The following is a 20,473-nucleotide window of genomic DNA, read 5'->3' on the forward strand; positions in this document are numbered from 1 at the left end:
GCGTCTATCTTCAGAATGCAGAGGTATGAAAAACTTGTACATTTTTCTTGCCGCGTTGTATACTACACTAGAGTATACTGTTCCTGATAATTGCTGTTTCCGTACATGTCCATTATTATGGAGACACCGAATATCCGGGTAAACATATATTAAAAAGAAAGGGATCTGCGGATCGATGAGGCTGGACAGTGAGGAGGACGTTTGCGATGCGATTGGAACGTTTGAATGGTGACAAGATAAAAATTTTTCTCACCTTTGACGATCTGAAAGAGCGCGGCATTTCTAAAGAAGATATGTGGCACGATCTGCCGCGGGTGGAACAGCTTTTCCGTGATATGATGCTGGAAGCCGGGGATGAACTGGGTTTTGAAACAAACGGACCGATCGATGTGGAAGTATTTTCACTGCCCGCTCAGGGGATGGTTGTGATCGTATCACACGGCAGATCGTCAGATGGCGAAGACGATCAAGAGGATTATGATGATGACGAATATATCCAGATGCAGGTCACTATGGACGAAAGTCAGGATGTTTTGTACCAGTTTGATTCCTTTGAAGATGTGATTTCGTTATCGACGACGCTCCATAATCTGAAGCTTGACGGTGGCAGCCTGTATCTGTATGAAAATAAATATTATCTGTACTTTGAAGAGGATCAGCTTAGTGAAGATGTCGATCTCGAAACTCTGATCGCGCTTCTTGCTGAATTTGGTTCTACGACGATGATTACTATTCACCGGCTGGAAGAGTATGGAAAATGTCTGATAAAGAACCGGGCAGTTAAAACTATTTATCATTACTTTACTGAAGTGTCACATTCCTGATGCGGCATTTCAGCTTTTATTTTGTAATCATCCATATGCAGGTTATCCGGCAGTTATGAGGCGGAACCTGCATTTATATTTTATTTCGGTGAAAGGGTGTTATTTATGAGTGCGGCCCGCTCTGAGCAGGGATTCCGAAACAGAGGAAAAACAGATAATCAGATTTTAACATCTGTTCAGAACATGATTCAGGATGCGATGGATATCCTGGGGTACGGTTCAGACCTCTTCGAACTGCTGAAGGAACCGAAAAGAATACTGAAAGTCCGTATTCCGGTACGCATGGATCATGGAAAAGTTCAGGTATTTACAGGATACCGGGCACAGTATATGGATGCAGTGGGACCGACAAAAGGCGGAGTACTGATGCATCCGGATGTAAATGAGGATCAGGTTAAAGCCTTATCCATGTGGAACGGAATTAAATCTTCGATTCTCAGCCTTCCATTCGGTGGTGCAAAAGGCGGGGTAGTCTGTGATCCGCGTACGATGTCTTTTCGTGAACTGGAACATCTGACGAGGGGCTATATACGTGCGATATCGTCTGTTATCGGACCGGCAAAAGATATTCCTGCTATGGATCCTTTTTCCAGTCCGCAGTTGATGTCATGGATGGCAGATGAATACAGGAATACACATCCTGGAGAATCGGCGTCATTTATTACAGGAAAACCGATTGTTCTGGGCGGATTAAGAGGCAGAGATACTGCAATCGCTGATGGTATGGTTTCGTTTATACGGGAAACAGCTCACATCAGAAGACTGGATCTGAAGTCCTCAGGAATGATTGTGCAGGGCTTTGGAAGTGCGGGCAGTCTGATTGCCAAATCTCTTTATGATTCAGGTGTCAGAATCGTTGGGATCTCAGATGCATATGGGGCACTGTATAATCCGGATGGTCTTCAAATGGATGAGCTGTTAAACAGCCGGGACAGTTTTGGGACCGTGACCAAACTATTTGAACATACGATCACAAACAAAGAACTTCTTGAGAAGCCATGTGATATTCTTGTTCTTGCTGCTATTGAAAATCAGATCACTGAATCCAATGCGAAAAAGATCAGGGCACGGGCGGTCATCGAAGGAACCGGGGGAGCCATTTCTGATAAGGGAGCGCAAATGCTCGAAGAAGAAAATATTCTTGTTATTCCTGAAATCATTGCCGGTGCCGGTGATGTGGCTTTTTCCTATCTTGAGTGGGCACGTCATCTGCAGGGAAATATCTGGACGGACCAGGAAGTCGGGAAGAAACTCTCACAGATTCTTACGGGGGCACTTCATGATGTCAGTGAAACGGCAAAAGAGAGAAAAGTCATCATGAAAAAAGCTGCGCTGCTGGTCGGAATCGAACGTCTTGCGGAAGCTGTACGTTATCGCGGATGGGTATGAGCGAATCCTGCTCAGCAAACAGACAGGGAGAAAGGCAGACTGAAAATGCCTCTCTCCCTGTTTTTCATTTGCAAATTTTGAATAATCCACTGATTTTTTGGAAACATAATTGTGTTTTATAAGAGATTCACAAAAAAAACTGAATGGGCTGCTTTAATGAGCTGTTCAGTGAGGAGGAGTTATTCATTGGCCAGGCATCTGATTCTGACCGCCATGAGTTCATTTCTGGTCGTGCTTGGACTCACCTTTCACAGCGGAGGGGTTTCCGCATTCACCGGGCAAATCATGACACAGGGGGCGACCGGTGATGATGTCATTGAACTACAGGCGAGACTGCAGTACATCGGTTTCTACAGAGGGAAAATTGACGGTTCTTTTGGTTACGGAACCTATTGGGCTTTGAAAAATTTTCAAAGCAGATACGGGTTGAAAGCAGATGGGCTGGCAGGTTATCAGACAAAACAAAAACTGGTTAAGGCCTCCCGGTTTGATAAAGATTATATTTACCGGAATCTTCGGGAAGGTAATACCTTTACCTACTATGGAGGTACCCCCCTCAGTCAGCAGGTGAAAAAGGATGCAGCAGCGAAAACAAGGCACGAAAATGCTCCAAAAAAGAGTCCGGTAAAATATTCGACTGATAAACTTCCACGTGGCTATTCCGGGGCAGATGTCAATCTGATGGCGAATGCCGTTTATGGAGAAGCACGTGGAGAACCGTATATCGGTCAGGTGGCAGTCTCAGCTGTCATTATCAACCGTGTAGCGGATACGCGTTTCCCTAACAATGTATCAGATGTCATCTTTCAGCCCGGGGCATTTACAGCTGTTGCTGACGGACAGATATGGCTGACACCCAATGAAACAGCCAAAAAAGCAGTTATGGACGCAATCAACGGCTGGGATCCCTCACAGGGAGCGCTGTACTATTTTAATCCGGAAACGGCCACTTCTGCCTGGATCTGGACACGACCGCAGATCCAGAAAATAGGAAAGCACATCTTTTGTAAATAAGGGAGGGATTTCATGAGACGTAAATACTGGATCATTCTCTCATGTGCTGCGGCAGTGATTATTGCGCTTGCAGTCTGGGGATTTCAGGAACGGAAAATGAAGAATACCATAACCATTCATGCAGAAAATCACTACCAGCAGGCGTTCCATGAACTCACGCATTATGTAGATTCATTAGAAGAATCACTGGGTATGTCTCTTGCTATGCGGTCAAGAGAGACCATGCGTCCGCAACTTGTCGAGACGTGGCGGTTAAGTGCGCTGGCACATGCGGCGGCAAATGAGCTTCCTCTGACTCTTCTTCCTTTTAACCGGACGAATGAATTTCTTTCACATGTTGGTGAATTCACTTATCACTCAGGGGTTAAGTCGGAGAATAACCGGCCGGTGACAGACAAGGAGTACGGGGAACTGCAGAAACTTTATCAGGAGTCGATAACGATCAAGGATGGACTCAGAGAGGTCCAGGGAAAAGTGATGTCTGATCGGCTGCGCTGGATGGATGTCGAGTGGGCGCTGAAGTCTAAGAAACAAAATCAGGATAATCAGCTCATTGATGGAATGAAAAAGGTGGACGGACAGGCGACTGATTATACTCAGAGTTTCAGCCCGGAAAATCCAAAAAATATTGTTCTGGAAAAAAAGAAACTCAAGACTCTCACTGGAAAAAAGATTGACAAAAAAGAGGCGATCAACACACTGAAAAAATGGACCGGGCTTTCCGGAGCCAAAGTAGACAGGGTCTCCGAGACGAGAAAGGGTTCGAATGTGGATGCTTTCGAAATCTCTCTTAAGTCCAGCGATGGTCATACCGTTTCAGGTGCTGTGACAAAAAGAGGAGGACATATCGTCTGGTTTATGTCCAGCCGGCCGATTGGAAAGGGAAAGATAAGTTTACATGATGCTGCGGAACATGCTGCTCAATATCTGAACAAACGCTCGTTCAAAGCATTGGCAGTGACAAAACGTGATCAATACAATCAAGTTGCCGTTATGACATTTGTTCAGAAGAGGGGGAATGTTTTGGTCTATCCTGCATCTCTGCGCGTCAAGGTCGCTCTCGATAATGGTGAAATCATTGCCTTTGATCAGACTGACTTTTTGTATAATAAATATGACGACATTTCGCTCTCCCCGAAGCTTTCCGAAAAAACGGTTGCGGCAAAACTGAATGACAATATGAACATTCAGGAATCCCGTCTGGTTATTTTTCAGGACCAGAAATTACAGAACATTCTCTGCTACGAGTTTTTTGCTACAAAAGGAAACGATACGTACCGAATCCTGTTCAATGCAACAACCGGTGATCAGGAAAAAGTAGAGCTGCTTGGCAGTTAGGGAGAAAAACGTTTTTTTCTTCCTCTTTTTTCATGTATAATATTTCTGGAAGAATAAAAACGTTTGGCCGGAGGATGGCGGATCAAAACGGATTGACGAGGTAAGCCTTATGCTGTTAAAAATCGGAGAACACCTGATACTGGAACATAATGAGCATGATGGTATGCACGAGTACCGGTGCCGGATTGCGGATATAAAGAAGCATCAGCTTCTGGTCGATTACCCAGTAGATGAGAAGACGGGAGTGAAGCCCGTATGGATAAATGGTACCGATTGGATGGCCAGTTATGTTAAAGATGAGCAGGTATTCCGTTTCCATGTGAGACTGTCTGGGAGAGTCTGGCAGAATATCCCGCTGTTATGCTTGAACTTTGAAGGTGAAGACCACTTCAAGAGGGTGCAGAGGCGAAATTTTGTCAGGGTTGAAGCCAATTTGGATGTAGCGGTGCACAGTGAAAAACATGAATTTCCTCCGATTATTACACTCACCAGCGATATCGGCGGTGGAGGGACACTCATTATCCTTCCTGAAGAGGCAGAAATAGCGGAGGGACTGCGTGTCATTACTTGGCTTTGCCTTCCTGATGGCTCAGATGGAAGGCGGTATGTCCGTATCAGAGGACAAGTTGTAAGGATTTTTTACGATAAGGAAACCCATGGGAAAAGGGCGTCGATCTGCTTTGCTCCGGAAATTGAAAAAGAACGTCAGCCGATTATCCGCTTTTGTTTTGAAAAACAGCTTGAAAGTCGCAGGAAATTGCTTGAATGGAAGACAAACCATCCACATACCTGGACAGCAACAGATTCAGACCATTGAAATTGCACCATGAATGTATCAGAATAGATAAGGCTGAATGATAGAAACAGAAGACCCGGGAGATTGGAGAAATTCAGACGATGGAAAGGTTATTTCAGATTGCGATTGACGGTCCCGCCGCTGCAGGGAAAAGTACAGTGGCAAAAATTGCAGCGAAAAAACTTGGCTTTATTTATATCGATACAGGGGCAATGTATCGCTCCCTGACTTATAAGGCTCTGAAGACGGGTACAGATCTGCTCAGCGGTGAGGCGCTGAAAGCATTACTGGATGAAACAGAGATCAGTCTCTGTCATCGTGAGGACGGTCAGCGGGTACTTGTTGATGGCGAAGATGTGACAGAGCAGATCCGCTATCCCGATGTCTCATCACAAGTATCCCTTGTCTCCTCTTATAAAGAAGTACGCAGGGAAATGGTCCGCAGGCAAAGAATACTTGCCGGGAAGCGAAATGTTGTTATGGACGGGCGAGATATTGGTACGCATGTTCTTCCGAATGCACAGGTTAAAATATTTTTGAAGGCATCAGTGAACGAACGTGCCAGTCGCAGGTTCAGAGAGGAGGAACAAAAAGGCAGACACCCTTCCCTTGAGTCTCTAAAAAGGGCGATTGCCCTGAGAGATCAGAAGGATACGGAACGAAAGGTTTCCCCCCTTGTCAAAGCGGATGATGCAGTCGAACTGGACACAACCTCACTGACAGTAGATGGTGTAGTTGAACGAATTCTCAGTATCGTGAAGGAGAGGCGTTCACGTTGAGCCTTTACTCATTCGGAAAACCGCTTGTGCGGTGGTTTTACAGACTGTGTTTTTCCATAAGTGCAGAGGGGACTGAGAATATTCCTGATCATGGAGGTGTGCTGATCTGCAGTAACCATATTTCAGATTTTGATCCACCTTTTGTCGGTATCTCTATTTCCAGAGAATTAAGTTTTGTTGCCAAATCAGAATTATTTCAGATTCCATTGTTCGGAAGACTGATCAGAAGACTGCATGCCTTTCCGATAAAAAGAGGAACCGGGGACCGTGGAGCGATCCGGCTTGCTGTCCACTTGCTCAATGATGGACATGCGCTTCTCATTTTTCCGGAAGGTCACCGCAATCGTGACGGGCATCTGAAAAAAGGGATGTCCGGTGCCGGCTTTTTTGCAACAAAGACTGATGCGGCAGTCGTCCCCTGTGCCATTATAGGAAAATTCAAATTCCGAAAAAAGGTCAAAGTTGTTTTTGGAAAACCCATCGATACGAATATGATGAAGGGGAAAAATATGAGATCTGCTGAAGCTTCGAAAATCATCATGGAGCATATCCAGGATTTATTAAATCAGTATGATAACTCACCACTGGCAGGTCCATATGCTTGACAAAACCCCCCATTTGTAAGAAGTTAAAAGAAGGAGTAATTGTTTTCGTTAAATAAGGAGGTCCCGGATGATGGCTGAAGATTTAAATAAAGAAATGGCGTCATTTGACGCATTAAAAGTGGGAGACATAAAAACCGGAAAAGTAACAAAAGTTGAAGAAAAACATGCACTAGTAGATGTTGGATATAAAGTGGATGGTATCCTGCCAATCAGTGAACTGTCCAGTCTGCATGTTGAAAAAGTAAGCGACATGCTTCACGAGGGTGATGAGGTCACCGTTAAAGTGACAAAGCTTGAAGATGATGAACTTGTCCTCTCTAAGCGCGAAGTTGATGCGGACAAAGCATGGGATGATCTCGAACAGAAATATAATGACAAGACAACTTTCTCAGTTGAAATTGCTGATGTTGTCAAAGGTGGCCTTGTCGTAGATCTTGGTGTTCGTGGATTTATTCCCGCTTCACTTGTTGAACGTCATTTCGTAGAAGATTTTTCAGACTATAAAGGCAAGCCCCTGGATGTAAAAATTGTTGAACTTGACAGGGAAAAACGTAAAGTGATCCTGTCACATCGCGCCGTTCTCGATGAAGAAGCGGACAGGAAAAAAGCGGAAACGCTGAGCAACATTAAAGAGGGAGATGTCATTGAAGGTACCGTTCAGCGCCTGACCGACTTTGGGGCGTTCGTTGATATCGGCGGCGTTGACGGCCTGGTCCATATATCACAGCTTGCTCACTATCATGTGGAGACTCCGTCAGAAGTCGTTTCAGAAGGCGATAAGGTCAAAGTAAAAGTGCTCTCCGTTGATCCTGAAAGTGAACGGATTTCATTGTCAATCAAGGCGACGCAGCCGGGACCCTGGGAAACAGCAAAAGACAAGATTCATCCCGGTGATGTTCTGGAAGGAACAGTTAAGCGTCTGGTTCCATTCGGTGCATTTGTTGAGCTGATTCCAGGTGTTGAAGGACTTGTTCACATATCAGAGATTTCACATGAACATATCGGAACCCCTGATGAAGTCCTTTCTGAAAATCAGGTGATCAAAGTAAAAGTGCTTGATGTTAACTTTGAGGATCAGAGAGTTTCTCTCAGTATTAAAGCACTGGAAGGCGAGCAGCAGCCCTCCGGACAGAAGAATACATCCGCACAGAACGCTCAGAATAACGACGACGACTCCGCATCTGGTTTTTCACTGGGCGATATGATCGGCGATCAGCTGAAGAAATACAAATAATTGTTTTTACGTAAAAGAAAGCGGAAAACGGGGGAAATCTGTTATTTCCTTCTTTTTCCGCTTTTTTGTCTGAATACATGTTGAGGGGGAAGAGTATGTCAAAACCAACTGTGGCCATTGTCGGCCGGCCTAACGTCGGTAAATCCACGATTTTTAACCGTATCGTTGGCGTACGGACGGCCATCGTCGAAGACCATCCCGGCGTCACCCGGGATCGCCTGTATGGCAACGGCACGTGGCTTAACGATGAATTCCACGTCATAGATACCGGGGGTATTGAAATAAGCAATGAGCCTCTGCTGACACAGATCAGAGCGCAGGTTGAGATCGCGATAGATGAATCCGATGTCATTCTGTTTGTTGTTGACGGACAAACAGGACTGACTGATGCCGACAAGGAAGTGGCCCATATTCTTCGCCGATCACGGAAACCTGTAGTGCTTGCAGTAAACAAACTGGATGATTACAAAAAAAGGAACCAGATGTATGAGTTCTATTCTCTCGGACTGGGGGATCCTCTCGCCATATCAGGCGCCCACGGTATCGGAATCGGAGACATGCTGGATAAAGTCGCGGAAAAATTTCCTGATCGTGACAGGGATGAGCAAAGTGAGGATATCATTAAATTCGCTGTGATCGGACGCCCGAATGTCGGCAAATCCTCCTTAGTCAATGCGATCCTTGGTAAGGAGCGTGTGATTGTCAGTGATATTGCCGGAACAACACGTGACGCCATCGATACCCCATTTACAAGAGACGGACAGAATTATGTGATTGTTGATACAGCAGGGATCAGACGCAGGGGCCGGATTTACGAAAAAACAGAAAAATACAGCGTCCTCCGTGCACATCGTTCAATAGAAGAATCTGATGTTGTGCTATTACTGATCGATGGTGAAGAAGGGATTATTGAGCAGGATAAAAAAATTGCCGGCTATGCACATGATGCCGGACGCGCGATGATTATTATTGTTAATAAATGGGATGCAGTGAAGAAAGATTCAAAAACGATGAATACATTTCGAAAAAAGATCAGGGATGAATTCCAGTTTATTGATTATGCGCCGATTCTGTTTTTATCTGCGCTGACAGGGAGTCGTCTGCCGCAGCTTCTGCCGATGATCTGTACCGTTGCCGAAAATCACAGCCTGCGGATTCAGACCAGTCTGCTCAATGATTGTATTATGGATACGGTAGCAATGACGCCGCCACCATCTGATAAGGGAAAAAGGCTGAAAATCTATTATGGAGCACAGGTTGCTGTCCGCCCGCCTGCTTTTGTCCTCTTTGTAAATGATCCGGATTTGCTGCATTTTTCATATGTTCGTCACCTGAAAAACCGTTTTCGGGACACATTCGGTTTCATCGGAACGCCGATCCGGATATTATCCAGAAAGAAAAATGAAAAATAAAGAGGTGCCACCAACGTGCTTAGCATTGTTTCTTTTGTGTTATCTTATTTGATCGGATCGGTTAGTTTCAGCTACCTGCTAACCAGGAAAATTAAAAAAATCGATATTCGTTCAACAGGTAGCGGAAATGCAGGCGCAACGAACACACTGCGTGTACTCGGGACAGGGCCGGCTGTTGCTGTCCTGTTACTGGACATCCTTAAAGGTGTTGTCTGTATTCTCATTGCCCGGTCATTTGGCATACCCGAGTGGGCGGTCGTTGCTTCCGGGCTTTGTGCCATCATCGGCCATGATTTTCCGTTCTATTATGGTTTTAAGGGAGGAAAAGGTGTTGCGACAACAATAGGCGTATTTTTTATGATTATGCCGCTGTTTGCATTGATCGCAGGTCTGGCTGCGGTACTGATCATTGTGCTGACCCGATACGTTTCGGTCGGCTCTCTGGTTTTCCTGGTCCTGACGCCAATCCTGGCATGGCTCTTTGGCGATCTGCCTGGGAGTGTGATTTTTGTTGCTTTACTGATTACGGCGCTTGCCTTCTTTCAGCACAGAGCCAATCTTTCACGTCTTGTACATGGGAAGGAAAATAAAATAGGTCATAAAAAGGTCGGAGTCTGATCCGACAACAGAGTAAAGTGAAAAACCAGGAGAGGTGGTTAACTGTATGAAAAAGATTGCAGTCATTGGCGCCGGAAGCTGGGGAACAGCATTATCTATGGTGCTTGCCGACAACGGATACACGGTTCAATTATGGAGCCACAGAAAGGATCAGGCAGATGAAATACGATTAAAACATACTAATGAAAAATATCTTCCCGGGATTGCTCTTCCGGAAAAGATCTGTGGGACAGCAGACATGGTGGAAGCGCTTAACGAAGTATCGGCTGTCTTACTTGTCGTGCCCGCTAAAGCTATGCGTGAAGTACTGACGCAACTTAGAACGGTCATCAAACGCCCCTTACTGTTTATTCACGGCGTTAAGGGGATTGAACCAGGCACATTCAGGAGAATGTCTGAAGTGATTCAGGAAGAGATCCCCGACTCACTCAGAAAAGCAATTGTTGTTCTTTCCGGTCCGAGTCATGCCGAAGAGGTAGCGCTTCGCCATCCGACGACCGTTTCCGTAGCTTCAGACAGTGCGGAGGCAGCAAAACATGTTCAGGATTTGTTTTTTAATTCCTATTTTCGTGTCTACACCAATGAAGATGTCATCGGTGTTGAGATTGGCGGCGCATTGAAAAACATTATTGCTCTTGGCGCAGGCATTTCAGATGGCCTCGGTTATGGGGATAATGCGAAAGCAGCTCTGATTACCAGAGGCCTTGCAGAAATTTCAAGACTTGGAACGAAACTGGGTGCACACCCGCTTACCTTCATCGGCCTGACAGGCATGGGTGATTTGATTGTCACCTGTACGAGCAAACACAGCAGGAACTGGCGGGCAGGGAATATGCTGGGAAAGGGAAAGAAACTTCAGGAGATCCTGGATCATATGGGAATGGTTGTCGAAGGCGTACGTACAGCTGAGGCCGCCTATACCCTTTCGAAAAAAGAACATGTGGAGATGCCGATCACTGTGGAAATATTCAATGTCCTTTTCGAAGGAAAAGATCCGAAAGAGGCTGTGGATGAATTAATGGGCCGTGACAAGAAAGATGAGATCGCTGCCATTTATAACAGCCTGCCAGATCGCAGGCCGGAAGAACGTGAGCAATGAGCACATGACCTCCTCTCGCGCATACGATATAAAGAAAGCGGGGTAAAGGAGGACGTTCAGTGGATCCGAATCATTCATTCTTTGATAACATTGAAAAAAAGACTCAAGTTAAGAAAGAGGATATTGTAAACATTGCAAATTCTGTATCAAACGCAGATTTCAGCAATCCCGAAGTCGTACGGCAGCTGATTAACCGGATCGGGAAGACAGCCGGAGTAGCAGTAACGAAGGAAAAAGAGGATGCACTCGTTAAAGCGATTACTTCGGGCAATGTACCCGGCAATTTGTCGACACTATCGAAATTATTCGGCCAGAACAGGTAAACAATGGGCCGGAGTCAGCGACATGCCGGGCAGGATTAGCATAAGCTATAGCGTGTGTCAATTTTTCTGTGAGAGCTGAATGGCGTGGAAGGGCTTAGTCAAACCCGGGGAGAAAACATTCCATGTTTTCCCCTTCTTTTTTTGCGGCGTTTCCATCTGCCGATCATTTTCACTGTGCCTTTATTCATACTTTAAGAAAGTATAAAACTTTTGCGGGGAAAAGGTTCAGAAAAAAGAAGTTCCCGCGGTGCCTTTCGACGTATAAAAGTCGGCCGGCTTTTCTTCATTCTTCATGCACATGACTGCCTCACTTCTTCGGTCCGTGATGAATTTCTTGGCATAATCGATGGACAAATTCATATGCATAGAACTATCACGGAGAGTCATCGACAGAAGGAGGAGCGGGAGGGTGCAAACTTTAGAAAAACTGGAACGAGTGGACATCTTTAAAGACATCGCTGAAAGAACCGGCGGAGATATCTATCTTGGAGTCGTCGGAGCGGTCCGAACGGGTAAATCAACTTTTATCAAAAAGTTTATGGAACTGGTCGTTCTGCCGAACATTGATAATGAGGCAGATCGTGTACGTGCTCAGGATGAGCTGCCACAGAGTGCTGCCGGTAAGCAGATCATGACCACTGAGCCAAAATTTGTCCCGAATCATGCGGTGACTGTGACCGTAGAAGAAGGGCTTGAGGTCAATATCCGGGTCGTGGACTGCGTGGGCTATGCAGTTAAGGGAGCAAAAGGATTTGAAGATGAGAACGGGCCCAGGATGGTTCATACGCCGTGGTATGACGAACCGATCCCATTTCAGGAAGCAGCGGAAATTGGAACAAGAAAAGTGATTCAGGAACACTCGACACTGGGTGTTGTAATCACAACTGATGGATCCATTGGTGAAATCGGGAGAGAGGACTATGTAGAGGCTGAAGAACGAATTGTCGACGAGCTGAAAGAAGTGGGCAAACCTTTTATCCTGATCATTAATTCATCTCATCCGTTCCACCCTGAGACAGAAGCATTACGCAGAGATCTGTCTGAGAAGTATGACATCCCGGTTCTCTCACAAAGTGTTGAGAATATGAGCGAGCATGATATCAACAATATTCTTCGAGAAACGTTGTTCGAGTTCCCGGTTCTGGAGGTTAATGTCAACCTGCCGAGCTGGGTGATGGTGCTGAAGGAAGATCACTGGCTGAGACAGAGTTATGAAGACGCGGTAAAGGATACGGTTAAAGATATTAAACGTCTTCGTGATGTTGATCGCGTTGTGGGTACATTCGGAGAATATGACTTTATCGAAAATGCACAGCTTTCCGGCATTGAGATGGGGAAGGGAACAGCGGAAATTGACCTTCATGCCCCGGATAACCTGTATGACCAGGTTCTGAAGGAAGTCGTCGGCGTCGAAATCAGAGGTAAAGATCACCTTCTGCAGCTGATGCAGGATTTCGTTCATGCCAAAAGAGAGTATGATCAGGTGTCTGAAGCTCTTAAAATGGTAAAACAGACCGGTTACGGTATTGCTGCCCCATCGATTAATGATATGAGCCTCGATGAGCCGGAAATTATCCGGCAGGGATCACGTTTTGGTGTCCGTCTGAAGGCAGTTGCCCCTTCAATTCATATGATTAAGGTGGATGTGGAGTCTGAATTTGCACCGATTATCGGAACCGAGAAGCAAAGTGAAGAACTGGTTCGATATCTGATGCAGGATTTTGAAGATGATCCGCTGTCCATCTGGAACTCAGATATATTCGGACGGTCACTGAATTCTATTGTACGTGAAGGCATATCTGCCAAGCTCGCCTTAATGCCCGAAAATGCACGATATAAACTCAAAGAAACGCTTGAACGGATAATAAACGAGGGATCGGGCGGACTGATCGCTATTATCCTGTAGGACAGCTGAACGATCTGTCAGAGGCTCCGGAAACGGAGCTTTTTATTTTGCTCATTCCTGTGTGAGAAATAGACGGTGAAACTATGGAATGGTTGAAAGTACATGTTTTTTACCTTGCCGGGGTTAAAAGCGTTCAAATATGGTAATATTTTAATAAAAGCTGTTGAATTATTCCATCACATCGTATAATATAAGCGTTGTTGATGTTTCTTCCAGCACAAAAAGGAACTTGATTCCTTTTTAAGGAGGTGAAAGTGTTGAATAAGACTGAATTGATTTCTGCTGTAGCAGAATCCGCAGAATTATCCAAGAAGGATGCAACTAAAGCTGTTGATTCTGTTCTGTCAACCATTGCAGATGTATTAAAAGATGGAAGCAAAGTTCAATTAATCGGATTTGGCAACTTTGAAGTTCGTGAGCGTGCAGCTCGAAAGGGCCGCAATCCTCAGACTGGTGAGGAAATCGAAATCAAAGCAAGCAAAGTTCCGGCATTTAAGCCTGGTAAGGCATTGAAAGAAGCCGTCCAATGATCTGATGGATACATAGGACGTGAGAGAGGGGGCCATCGCAAAGATGGTCCTTTTTTACAAAGTTTATGTAGAAACCTGGTTACATACGAATGATGCCGTTTTCTTTACATTTGCTGTTTTTATATGCTAGAATTTTCTAATGAGTGACAGCAATCAAATTTCGTTCATCCGGACTGAGCAGGTCCGATAATACAGCGGCGCATGAAAAGATGGAAACAGGTGCTGCCTGTTCCGCTTTAGAGCTTGTCCTGTGTGCCTGGTGGAAGCGGTCGCACGATGGCTTTCTGCCGTATGTGTGAGCAGTTTAAATGGATAACATCTGAAGTTTGCCATTCATATAAAAACGGTCACTTTTGCATCAATCGATATTATTTGAGCGAATTTTTCAGAAGAGAAGGTGTTTATCTTGGACATCAGGAACGAGGAAGTTCTGGGTGATTATTTTGTTGTGAAAGCCGAAGAGGACGGAGTGAATGTGATTGGCCTGACAAGAGGGGCTGAGACACGATTCTTTCACACTGAAAAACTGGACCAGGGGGAAGTGATGATCGCCCAATTCACCGAACATACCTCAGCAATTAAGGTTCACGGAAAAGCAATGATTCAGACAAAACACGGGACGATCCATTCTGAATGATCAGATGACTCATTTTAGAATGTACATGGAATGGGGGAGTACCATGCTTGATACAAACCGGATCGGAGTTTTGCTGAGTGAACTGAAGCATGACCTGAGTCATCCATATGTCGACAGCTATTTATCCCGGCCAGAGATTGACCAGGATAAAGTGTTGATTTATTATTTCCTGTTCAGTTATCAGAAACGTACAGAACAACCGGAAAAATGCACGAAAAGTGTCATGATTGCCGAGACAGGATTAAAAACACATGATAAGATGGCTGTTACATTACCGGGTGAGGCAGATGCCATAAAGAAAAGTCAGCTTACCGTACTTGCCGGAGATTATTACAGCGCCCTTTATTATTACATCCTGTCACGTACGGGTGACATGGAAATTGTGGAGTGGGTGGCTGAAGCCATTCAGAACTACAATACGGAAAAGTGCAGGCTCTATTACCCTGCGCACCGCCTCAGCTGGACGCAAACTGTTCAGATTCTGGCAAGAATTGAGAGTGCCCTTATTTCACATGTCGCTGCTAAACTGGGATATGACTGGCTCGTCCCTGCCTTAAGTGACTTTTTTCTGTGTAAATTGCTTTCAAAGAATGATATGCTTCAGCAGAAAAATGGTTATGATTCATTTTTATTCCGTTTTCTGTCTGATCATATAACTGATGATCGGGCAGTACTTCGGCAGCTGATGAATGAGGAAATAAAAAGAGCAGAAGCCCGGTTTAATGAACGAATAAAACGTTCCATGATACCCGGTGGCGGCTTCTCTGATTTGATAACAGATCTAAGCAGTCGGTTAAACACGATTTGCCGGTGTACAGCAGGAGAGGAATAATGGGGAAATGAATGAACAGGATCAGAAACACAAAAAGGTCCATCAGGTGTTTCAGACGATTTACAGGAAATACGATACGATGAACTCACTGATCAGTTTTAATCGTCACAAAACCTGGAGAAAGATAGCAGATGAAGCTGTAGCGGCGGAGTCAGGTTCGACATGTATTGACGTATGCTGCGGAACCGGAGACTGGACGATGCAACTTGCAGAGGATGTTGGAAAGAACGGCCATGTCATCGGACTTGATTTTAGTGACAATATGCTGAAAGTGGCAAGATCAAAGATCATGGCAACGCAGCTGGAAAACATTACACTCGTAAACGGAGATGCGATGGCCATTCCCTATGAAGACAGCCAGTTTGACCGTGCAACCATCGGGTTTGGCCTGCGAAATGTACCGGATTACCTGACTGTTCTCCGGGAAATCAGAAGAGTGCTCAAACCGGGAGGTGTACTTGTCTGTCTCGAAACATCAAAGCCAAACATTCCTGTATACAGACAATTGTACTTTTTTTATTTCAAGTACGTCATGCCTCTTCTTGGGAAACTGTTTGCCGGAAGTTACAAAGAGTACGCCTGGCTAAACGAATCAACAATGAAATTTCCGGACAGGGATACTCTGGCGCGCTTGTTTTACGAGGCGGGGTTTACACATGTCACGATCCGTTCATTGATGGGCGGTATCGCTGCGATTCATCGTGCCGAGAAACCGGATGAAGGGTGAATGATATGGTTCTTGGACAAATTTATGCAGGAACAAAAAAAGAGCTGAAAACGATCGAGAAATATCTGGAAATGGCTCTTGAAGCGCCGCACCCATTACTGCATGAAGCGGGCCTCGAGTTACTCCGTGCAGGAGGGAAGCGAATACGCCCTATGCTCGCTTTGATGGCCTCTCGATACGGTGATCCGGGTCGACCTGAAGTAAGCGTTTCCGCGGTGATGCTCGAGTTGATCCATATGGCCTCTCTGGTTCATGACGATGTGGTTGATAACTCAGAACTCCGTCGTGGAAGACCCACTGTAAAAGCAAAATGGGATAATCGTGTCGCAATTTTTACAGGGGACTATATCTTTGCGTGTGCCATTAAATTAATTTCAGCTTTTGACCATCCGGAAGCACATCGGCAGATATCCAGGGTCATCCGGGATCTGAGCCTTGGTGAGATTGATCAAATCAGACATCTTCGAAACTGGAAGCAGAATCTCAGAACATACTTACGCCGTATTAAACGAAAAACAGCCATTCTGATGGCACTTAGCTGTCAGCTTGGGGCGATGGCAGCGGGATGTGACACTTCATTGTCAAGAAAACTCTACTACTACGGTTATTTTCTCGGTATGAGTTATCAGATAACTGATGATATCCTTGATTTTGTCGGTAACGAAAGGCAGCTTGGAAAACCGGCAGGCAGTGATCTGAGAAATGGAAATATTACCCTGCCTGTATTTTACGCTCTGAGAAACCCTGAACTGCATGATGCTATTGTCTCAGTGCTGACTGAAGCTGAACCCTCCGATGATGATTGGGACGATGTCATTGGAAAGATCAGAGATTCACAGGCGATAGAGGAGGCACAGTCACTCAGTGACCGCTATTTAAGAAAAGCGGAGGGAATACTCGACGAATTGCCGGATCAAAAGGTGACTGGATTATTAAGGGAAATGACCGCTTATGTCGGTGAAAGAAAATATTAACTGCTTTTAAAATCTGGATACATACATGAAAATCATCATAAAGAAAAGTATTGTCTACAAGGAGGAATCTAAGTAAGATGGAAAGAACCTTTCTTATGATCAAACCCGATGCTGTCCGGCGAGGACTGATAGGACAAATTATCGCACGATTTGAAGCGAAGGGATTTAAAATGGTTGCGGGGAAACTGATGAACATATCTGATGAACTCGTCAGAAAGCATTATAAGGAACATGAAGGCCGTCCCTTCTATCAGGATCTGATCACTTTTATGACGTCCGGCCCCGTTTTTGCTATGGTATGGGAGGGGGATAATATTATCAAACTTTCCCGGTTAATGATGGGAACAACTGACCCGGAGGAAGCAACACCAGGTTCTATCCGTGGCGATTTTGCGACAAAGGTTAACCGGAATGTCATTCATGGATCCGATTCTTCGGAAAGTGCATCACGTGAAATCCATCTGTTCTTCTCTGAAAAAGAACTTGTTACATACTGAATCTGCAGGTGATACGGAATGAAACAGGCGGCAGATCCGGATTATGAACAGTTTAAAAACCTTTTCTTGCAACTTACGGGTATAAACCTGGTGTACTATAAAGAAGAACAGATGCGCAGACGTTTAAGTACATTGCGGGCAAAAAGGGGGTTTTCTTCTTTTGTCCGCTACTTTTATGCATTACAGCAATCGGAAAAGCTGCTTAATGAATGTCTGAACCGGATAACGATCAATGTCACAGAATTTTTCAGGAATCGTCCGCGCTGGGCAGTGCTTGAACAGAGAATAAGCAGGCTGGCAGCTGAACGGTCGAGATTAAATGTCTGGAGTGCAGCCTGTTCTACAGGCGAAGAAGCCTATTCTCTCGTCATACTGCTTAAGAAGTATTTACCGGATCATGCATTTCATATTACTGCTACAGACATTGACCGTGACGTTTTACAAAAAGCATCGGAGGGACAGTATCCGTCTACTGCTTTAAAGGAACTGTCTGCAAAAGAACGCAGGGCCTATTTCACGCAGAACGGTATGACCTGTACAGTAAATCATTCGATGAAAAAATCCATTCGTTTTTCTCAGAATAATCTGCTGAGTGACCCGGCTCCGGGTACATTCGATCTTATCGTCTGCCGCAACGTACTGATTTACTTCACGGAGGAAGGAAAAAGGCTCATCTATCCTAAACTGAGTGGTGCACTTCGTAAAGATGGCCTTCTTTTTGTCGGAAGCACAGAGCAGATATTCCATCCCGAACACTATCTATTGCGTCCGGCGGAAACGTTTTTCTATGAAAAGATGCAGTAACAGACGTGCCTTCTGTAAAGCCATGATACATCTTTCATATTGACAGATCAGAATCAATTGACTATGATGAGATTACACTTTGAAAAGTTTCAATGCCGGACAGTATCGGAGGATACCGTCGACAGAGTAAGATCAGAAGAGAATGAGCTTAGTTGAGCAGAGTTGAGGGTGAATATGAACGATAATGATACCCGCAGGCACTCTGTCTGCGGGTTTTAATATGATCAGCAGGCATAAATGAATGTTCTATGTTTCGCCTCTCAATAACCTCACAATGCTCATTCCTCATAAAAAAAGAGGAGTGGGAGCATGTTTCAGGAAAAACTTAAGGATCTGGCGGAAGGACGGACACTGACAGCCGGGGAAGCAGAAGAGATGATGAGTGAACTCATGGAAGGGAAGGCATCATCTGATCAGATTGCCGGATTTCTTTCTATGCTGAGTCTGCGCGGTGAAACGACAGATGAACTGACCGGGTGTGTCAGAGGCATGAGAAAGCATGCCAGGCACCTGCACTACAATAAGGAATTGCTTGATATCGTCGGGACAGGCGGTGACGGAACAGCGACCTTTAATATCTCTACAGCAAGCGCCATTCTTGCTTCATCGCTCGGTGTGAATGTAGCTAAGCACGGCAATCGTTCGGTTTCATCAACAAGCGGAGCAGCAGATGTTCTTGAAGCGCTGGGTATATCCGTCCAGGCTGCTCCGGAAGAAGCGGCCGGACTGCTTGACCGGACGCATATGTGTTTTCTTTTTGCTCCACTTTATCATGCTTCGATGAAGTATGCTGTCGGGCCGCGAAAGGCGCTGGGTTTCCGGACAATATTCAATTTACTTGGTCCCCTGACGAATCCGGCGGGTCCAGGGCGTCAGCTGCTGGGTGTTTACAGCAGAGACGCAGCCAAAGCCTATGCGGATGCGATCATTCATCTTGGATCAACACGTACCCTGGTTGTTACCGGAGAGGATGGCATGGATGAATTGACGATTGGTGGTCGCACGAACGGTTTCCTGATCGAAGGAAATACCGCAAGTCCTTTTACACTGACGCCTGAAGATGTCGGTCTGAAACGTGGTCATCTGGATGAGATCAAAGTCAACAATCCGGAAGAAAGTGCGAGGCTGATTGAAGCTGTACTGTCCGGGAACACAGATAACCAGTCGGCAGTAAATGCGATTTTGCTGAACACCGGAGCGGCTCTTTTTGTGGCCGGCGAGACTGCTTCAATTGCAGAAGGTGTGCATGAAGCTGCTGAAGCGATTGATTCAGGAAAAGGCATGAAACAGCTTGATCTTCTGCGTCATGAAGCAGGTGTGACCACTCATGCCTGAAGATTTTCTGGGAAAGATTATGACAACCAAAAAAGAAGAGCTGTCCCGGTTTCAAATGCCGGAGAGGTTAATCAGACGAAAGAAGCGTTCACTGAAAAAGGCACTCGGTCATCCGCGGCATGCCCTCGGATTAATTGCCGAAGTCAAACAGGCCTCTCCTTCAAAAGGCTTTTTCAGAAAGCAACTTGATCCGGCTGCGATCGCTGGATCCTATGAACAGGCGGGTGCGGATGCTATCAGCGTGCTCACAGACCGAACGTATTTTCATGGTTCGCTGGAGAATCTGGTCAAAGTCGTACAATCCGTTTCACTTCCTGTCCTGAGAAAGGATTTCATCATCGATGACCGGCAGATTGAGGAGGCGGACCGTGCCGGGGCAGATGCCATTTTATTAATTGCTGCCGCACTTGATCTGAACCAATTACATGAGTTGTATCTGGCTGCACAGGAACGTCATATTGAGTGCCTGGTAGAGGTGCATCGGCCGGAGGAGGCAGATGCTGTTCTGTCCCTTTTCACACCGGAGATAATGGGTGCCAATAACCGCAATCTGAAAACGTTCAAAACGGATCTTACCGTGACGGAGCAAATCCGCAAACTGATTCCCGATGATGTGATTTTCATTGCTGAATCCGGTGTGCGCAGGGCAGATGATGTAAACTATCTGAAAATGTGTGGTGCCGATGCCGCTCTTGTCGGAGAAACTCTAATCCGTGCCCATTCGCCATCTGATAAAATTCGTGATCTGTTCGGCGGGGAAGTGAACGACATTGCGTCCTCTACTTAAATATTGTGGCAAT

Annotated in this window: 22 protein-coding genes; all 22 read left to right on the forward strand. The window is 45.5% G+C overall.

Features of this window, described 5'->3' with window-relative positions:
- The first annotated feature begins 206 nt into the window (after positions 1-206).
- Entirely contained in the window at positions 207-824 is a 618-nt protein-coding gene (locus EWH91_RS05025) for a genetic competence negative regulator (RefSeq protein WP_129928936.1), read from the forward strand.
- Between the two features lie 105 nt (positions 825-929).
- Positions 930-2,213, forward strand: a complete 1,284-nt coding sequence (locus tag EWH91_RS05030) for a Glu/Leu/Phe/Val family dehydrogenase (RefSeq protein WP_129928937.1) — start codon at positions 930-932, stop codon at positions 2,211-2,213.
- A gap of 213 nt (positions 2,214-2,426) precedes the next feature.
- On the forward strand, positions 2,427-3,227 hold the full coding sequence (gene sleB / locus EWH91_RS05035; protein ID WP_129929079.1) for a spore cortex-lytic enzyme: 801 nt from the start codon (positions 2,427-2,429) through the stop codon (positions 3,225-3,227).
- A 12-nt stretch (positions 3,228-3,239) separates the two neighbouring features.
- Positions 3,240-4,565, forward strand: coding sequence for a germination protein YpeB (gene ypeB / locus EWH91_RS05040; protein WP_129928938.1), 1,326 nt, complete (start codon positions 3,240-3,242; stop codon positions 4,563-4,565).
- Positions 4,566-4,674: 109 nt separating this feature from the next.
- The gene (locus EWH91_RS05045) at positions 4,675-5,382 is read left to right on the forward strand and encodes a flagellar brake protein (protein ID WP_129928939.1); all 708 of its coding nucleotides are present in this window, start codon (positions 4,675-4,677) and stop codon (positions 5,380-5,382) included.
- A gap of 80 nt (positions 5,383-5,462) precedes the next feature.
- Entirely contained in the window at positions 5,463-6,140 is a 678-nt protein-coding gene (gene cmk, locus EWH91_RS05050) for a (d)CMP kinase (protein WP_129928940.1), read from the forward strand.
- Positions 6,137-6,745: a lysophospholipid acyltransferase family protein gene (locus EWH91_RS05055; RefSeq protein WP_129928941.1), complete on the forward strand. Its 609-nt coding sequence runs from the start codon at positions 6,137-6,139 to the stop codon at positions 6,743-6,745. Before cmk ends, EWH91_RS05055 begins: the two co-directional genes overlap by 4 nt.
- A gap of 70 nt (positions 6,746-6,815) precedes the next feature.
- The gene (gene rpsA, locus EWH91_RS05060) at positions 6,816-7,979 is read left to right on the forward strand and encodes a 30S ribosomal protein S1 (protein WP_129928942.1); all 1,164 of its coding nucleotides are present in this window, start codon (positions 6,816-6,818) and stop codon (positions 7,977-7,979) included.
- A 95-nt stretch (positions 7,980-8,074) separates the two neighbouring features.
- A complete protein-coding gene (der, locus tag EWH91_RS05065; RefSeq protein WP_129928943.1) occupies positions 8,075-9,391 on the forward strand; it encodes a ribosome biogenesis GTPase Der in 1,317 nt (438 codons plus the stop codon).
- 15 nt (positions 9,392-9,406) lie between these two features.
- Positions 9,407-10,009: a glycerol-3-phosphate 1-O-acyltransferase PlsY gene (plsY, locus tag EWH91_RS05070; RefSeq protein ID WP_129928944.1), complete on the forward strand. Its 603-nt coding sequence runs from the start codon at positions 9,407-9,409 to the stop codon at positions 10,007-10,009.
- A gap of 46 nt (positions 10,010-10,055) precedes the next feature.
- Positions 10,056-11,108, forward strand: a complete 1,053-nt coding sequence (locus EWH91_RS05075) for an NAD(P)H-dependent glycerol-3-phosphate dehydrogenase (RefSeq protein ID WP_129928945.1) — start codon at positions 10,056-10,058, stop codon at positions 11,106-11,108.
- Between the two features lie 59 nt (positions 11,109-11,167).
- Positions 11,168-11,431, forward strand: a complete 264-nt coding sequence (locus tag EWH91_RS05080; RefSeq protein WP_129928946.1) for a stage VI sporulation protein F — start codon at positions 11,168-11,170, stop codon at positions 11,429-11,431.
- Positions 11,432-11,858: 427 nt separating this feature from the next.
- The gene (gene spoIVA, locus EWH91_RS05085; RefSeq protein WP_129929080.1) at positions 11,859-13,337 is read left to right on the forward strand and encodes a stage IV sporulation protein A; all 1,479 of its coding nucleotides are present in this window, start codon (positions 11,859-11,861) and stop codon (positions 13,335-13,337) included.
- Positions 13,338-13,594: 257 nt separating this feature from the next.
- Positions 13,595-13,867, forward strand: coding sequence for an HU family DNA-binding protein (locus EWH91_RS05090; RefSeq protein WP_129928947.1), 273 nt, complete (start codon positions 13,595-13,597; stop codon positions 13,865-13,867).
- 406 nt (positions 13,868-14,273) lie between these two features.
- On the forward strand, positions 14,274-14,504 hold the full coding sequence (gene mtrB / locus EWH91_RS05095; protein ID WP_129928948.1) for a trp RNA-binding attenuation protein MtrB: 231 nt from the start codon (positions 14,274-14,276) through the stop codon (positions 14,502-14,504).
- A gap of 43 nt (positions 14,505-14,547) precedes the next feature.
- The gene (locus EWH91_RS05100; protein WP_165364245.1) at positions 14,548-15,336 is read left to right on the forward strand and encodes a heptaprenyl diphosphate synthase component 1; all 789 of its coding nucleotides are present in this window, start codon (positions 14,548-14,550) and stop codon (positions 15,334-15,336) included.
- A gap of 7 nt (positions 15,337-15,343) precedes the next feature.
- Positions 15,344-16,063, forward strand: coding sequence for a demethylmenaquinone methyltransferase (locus EWH91_RS05105; protein WP_129928950.1), 720 nt, complete (start codon positions 15,344-15,346; stop codon positions 16,061-16,063).
- Between the two features lie 5 nt (positions 16,064-16,068).
- Positions 16,069-17,037: a polyprenyl synthetase family protein gene (locus EWH91_RS05110; protein ID WP_129928951.1), complete on the forward strand. Its 969-nt coding sequence runs from the start codon at positions 16,069-16,071 to the stop codon at positions 17,035-17,037.
- Between the two features lie 77 nt (positions 17,038-17,114).
- Positions 17,115-17,534 (forward strand): nucleoside-diphosphate kinase, encoded by a 420-nt coding sequence (ndk, locus tag EWH91_RS05115; RefSeq protein WP_129928952.1) that lies wholly within the window; start codon positions 17,115-17,117, stop codon positions 17,532-17,534.
- Between the two features lie 18 nt (positions 17,535-17,552).
- A complete protein-coding gene (locus tag EWH91_RS05120) occupies positions 17,553-18,338 on the forward strand; it encodes a CheR family methyltransferase (RefSeq protein WP_129928953.1) in 786 nt (261 codons plus the stop codon).
- 309 nt (positions 18,339-18,647) lie between these two features.
- Positions 18,648-19,673 carry an anthranilate phosphoribosyltransferase gene (gene trpD / locus EWH91_RS05125; RefSeq protein ID WP_129928954.1) on the forward strand — a complete coding sequence of 342 codons (1,026 nt, stop codon included), beginning with the start codon at positions 18,648-18,650 and terminating at the stop codon, positions 19,671-19,673.
- Entirely contained in the window at positions 19,666-20,460 is a 795-nt protein-coding gene (gene trpC / locus EWH91_RS05130) for an indole-3-glycerol phosphate synthase TrpC (protein WP_129928955.1), read from the forward strand. Before trpD ends, trpC begins: the two co-directional genes overlap by 8 nt.
- The last annotated feature ends 13 nt before the right edge of the window (positions 20,461-20,473 follow it).

It is taken from the genome of Sporolactobacillus sp. THM19-2 (assembly GCF_004153195.1).
Classification (GTDB): domain Bacteria; phylum Bacillota; class Bacilli; order Bacillales; family Sporolactobacillaceae; genus Sporolactobacillus.

Bases quoted from the DNA above. Each gene is read 5' to 3' on its own strand.
- EWH91_RS05025 (WP_129928936.1), top strand. From the start codon at position 207: ATGCGATTGGAACGTTTGAATGGTGACAAGATAAAAATTTTTCTCACC.
- EWH91_RS05030 (WP_129928937.1), top strand. From the start codon at position 930: ATGAGTGCGGCCCGCTCTGAGCAGGGATTCCGAAACAGAGGAAAAACA.
- sleB (WP_129929079.1), top strand. From the start codon at position 2,427: ATGAGTTCATTTCTGGTCGTGCTTGGACTCACCTTTCACAGCGGAGGG.
- ypeB (WP_129928938.1), top strand. From the start codon at position 3,240: ATGAGACGTAAATACTGGATCATTCTCTCATGTGCTGCGGCAGTGATT.
- EWH91_RS05045 (WP_129928939.1), top strand. From the start codon at position 4,675: ATGCTGTTAAAAATCGGAGAACACCTGATACTGGAACATAATGAGCAT.
- cmk (WP_129928940.1), top strand. From the start codon at position 5,463: ATGGAAAGGTTATTTCAGATTGCGATTGACGGTCCCGCCGCTGCAGGG.
- rpsA (WP_129928942.1), top strand. From the start codon at position 6,816: ATGGCTGAAGATTTAAATAAAGAAATGGCGTCATTTGACGCATTAAAA.
- der (WP_129928943.1), top strand. From the start codon at position 8,075: ATGTCAAAACCAACTGTGGCCATTGTCGGCCGGCCTAACGTCGGTAAA.
- EWH91_RS05075 (WP_129928945.1), top strand. From the start codon at position 10,056: ATGAAAAAGATTGCAGTCATTGGCGCCGGAAGCTGGGGAACAGCATTA.
- EWH91_RS05100 (WP_165364245.1), top strand. From the start codon at position 14,548: ATGCTTGATACAAACCGGATCGGAGTTTTGCTGAGTGAACTGAAGCAT.
- EWH91_RS05105 (WP_129928950.1), top strand. From the start codon at position 15,344: ATGAATGAACAGGATCAGAAACACAAAAAGGTCCATCAGGTGTTTCAG.
- EWH91_RS05110 (WP_129928951.1), top strand. From the start codon at position 16,069: ATGGTTCTTGGACAAATTTATGCAGGAACAAAAAAAGAGCTGAAAACG.
- ndk (WP_129928952.1), top strand. From the start codon at position 17,115: ATGGAAAGAACCTTTCTTATGATCAAACCCGATGCTGTCCGGCGAGGA.
- EWH91_RS05120 (WP_129928953.1), top strand. From the start codon at position 17,553: ATGAAACAGGCGGCAGATCCGGATTATGAACAGTTTAAAAACCTTTTC.
- trpD (WP_129928954.1), top strand. From the start codon at position 18,648: ATGTTTCAGGAAAAACTTAAGGATCTGGCGGAAGGACGGACACTGACA.
- trpC (WP_129928955.1), top strand. From the start codon at position 19,666: ATGCCTGAAGATTTTCTGGGAAAGATTATGACAACCAAAAAAGAAGAG.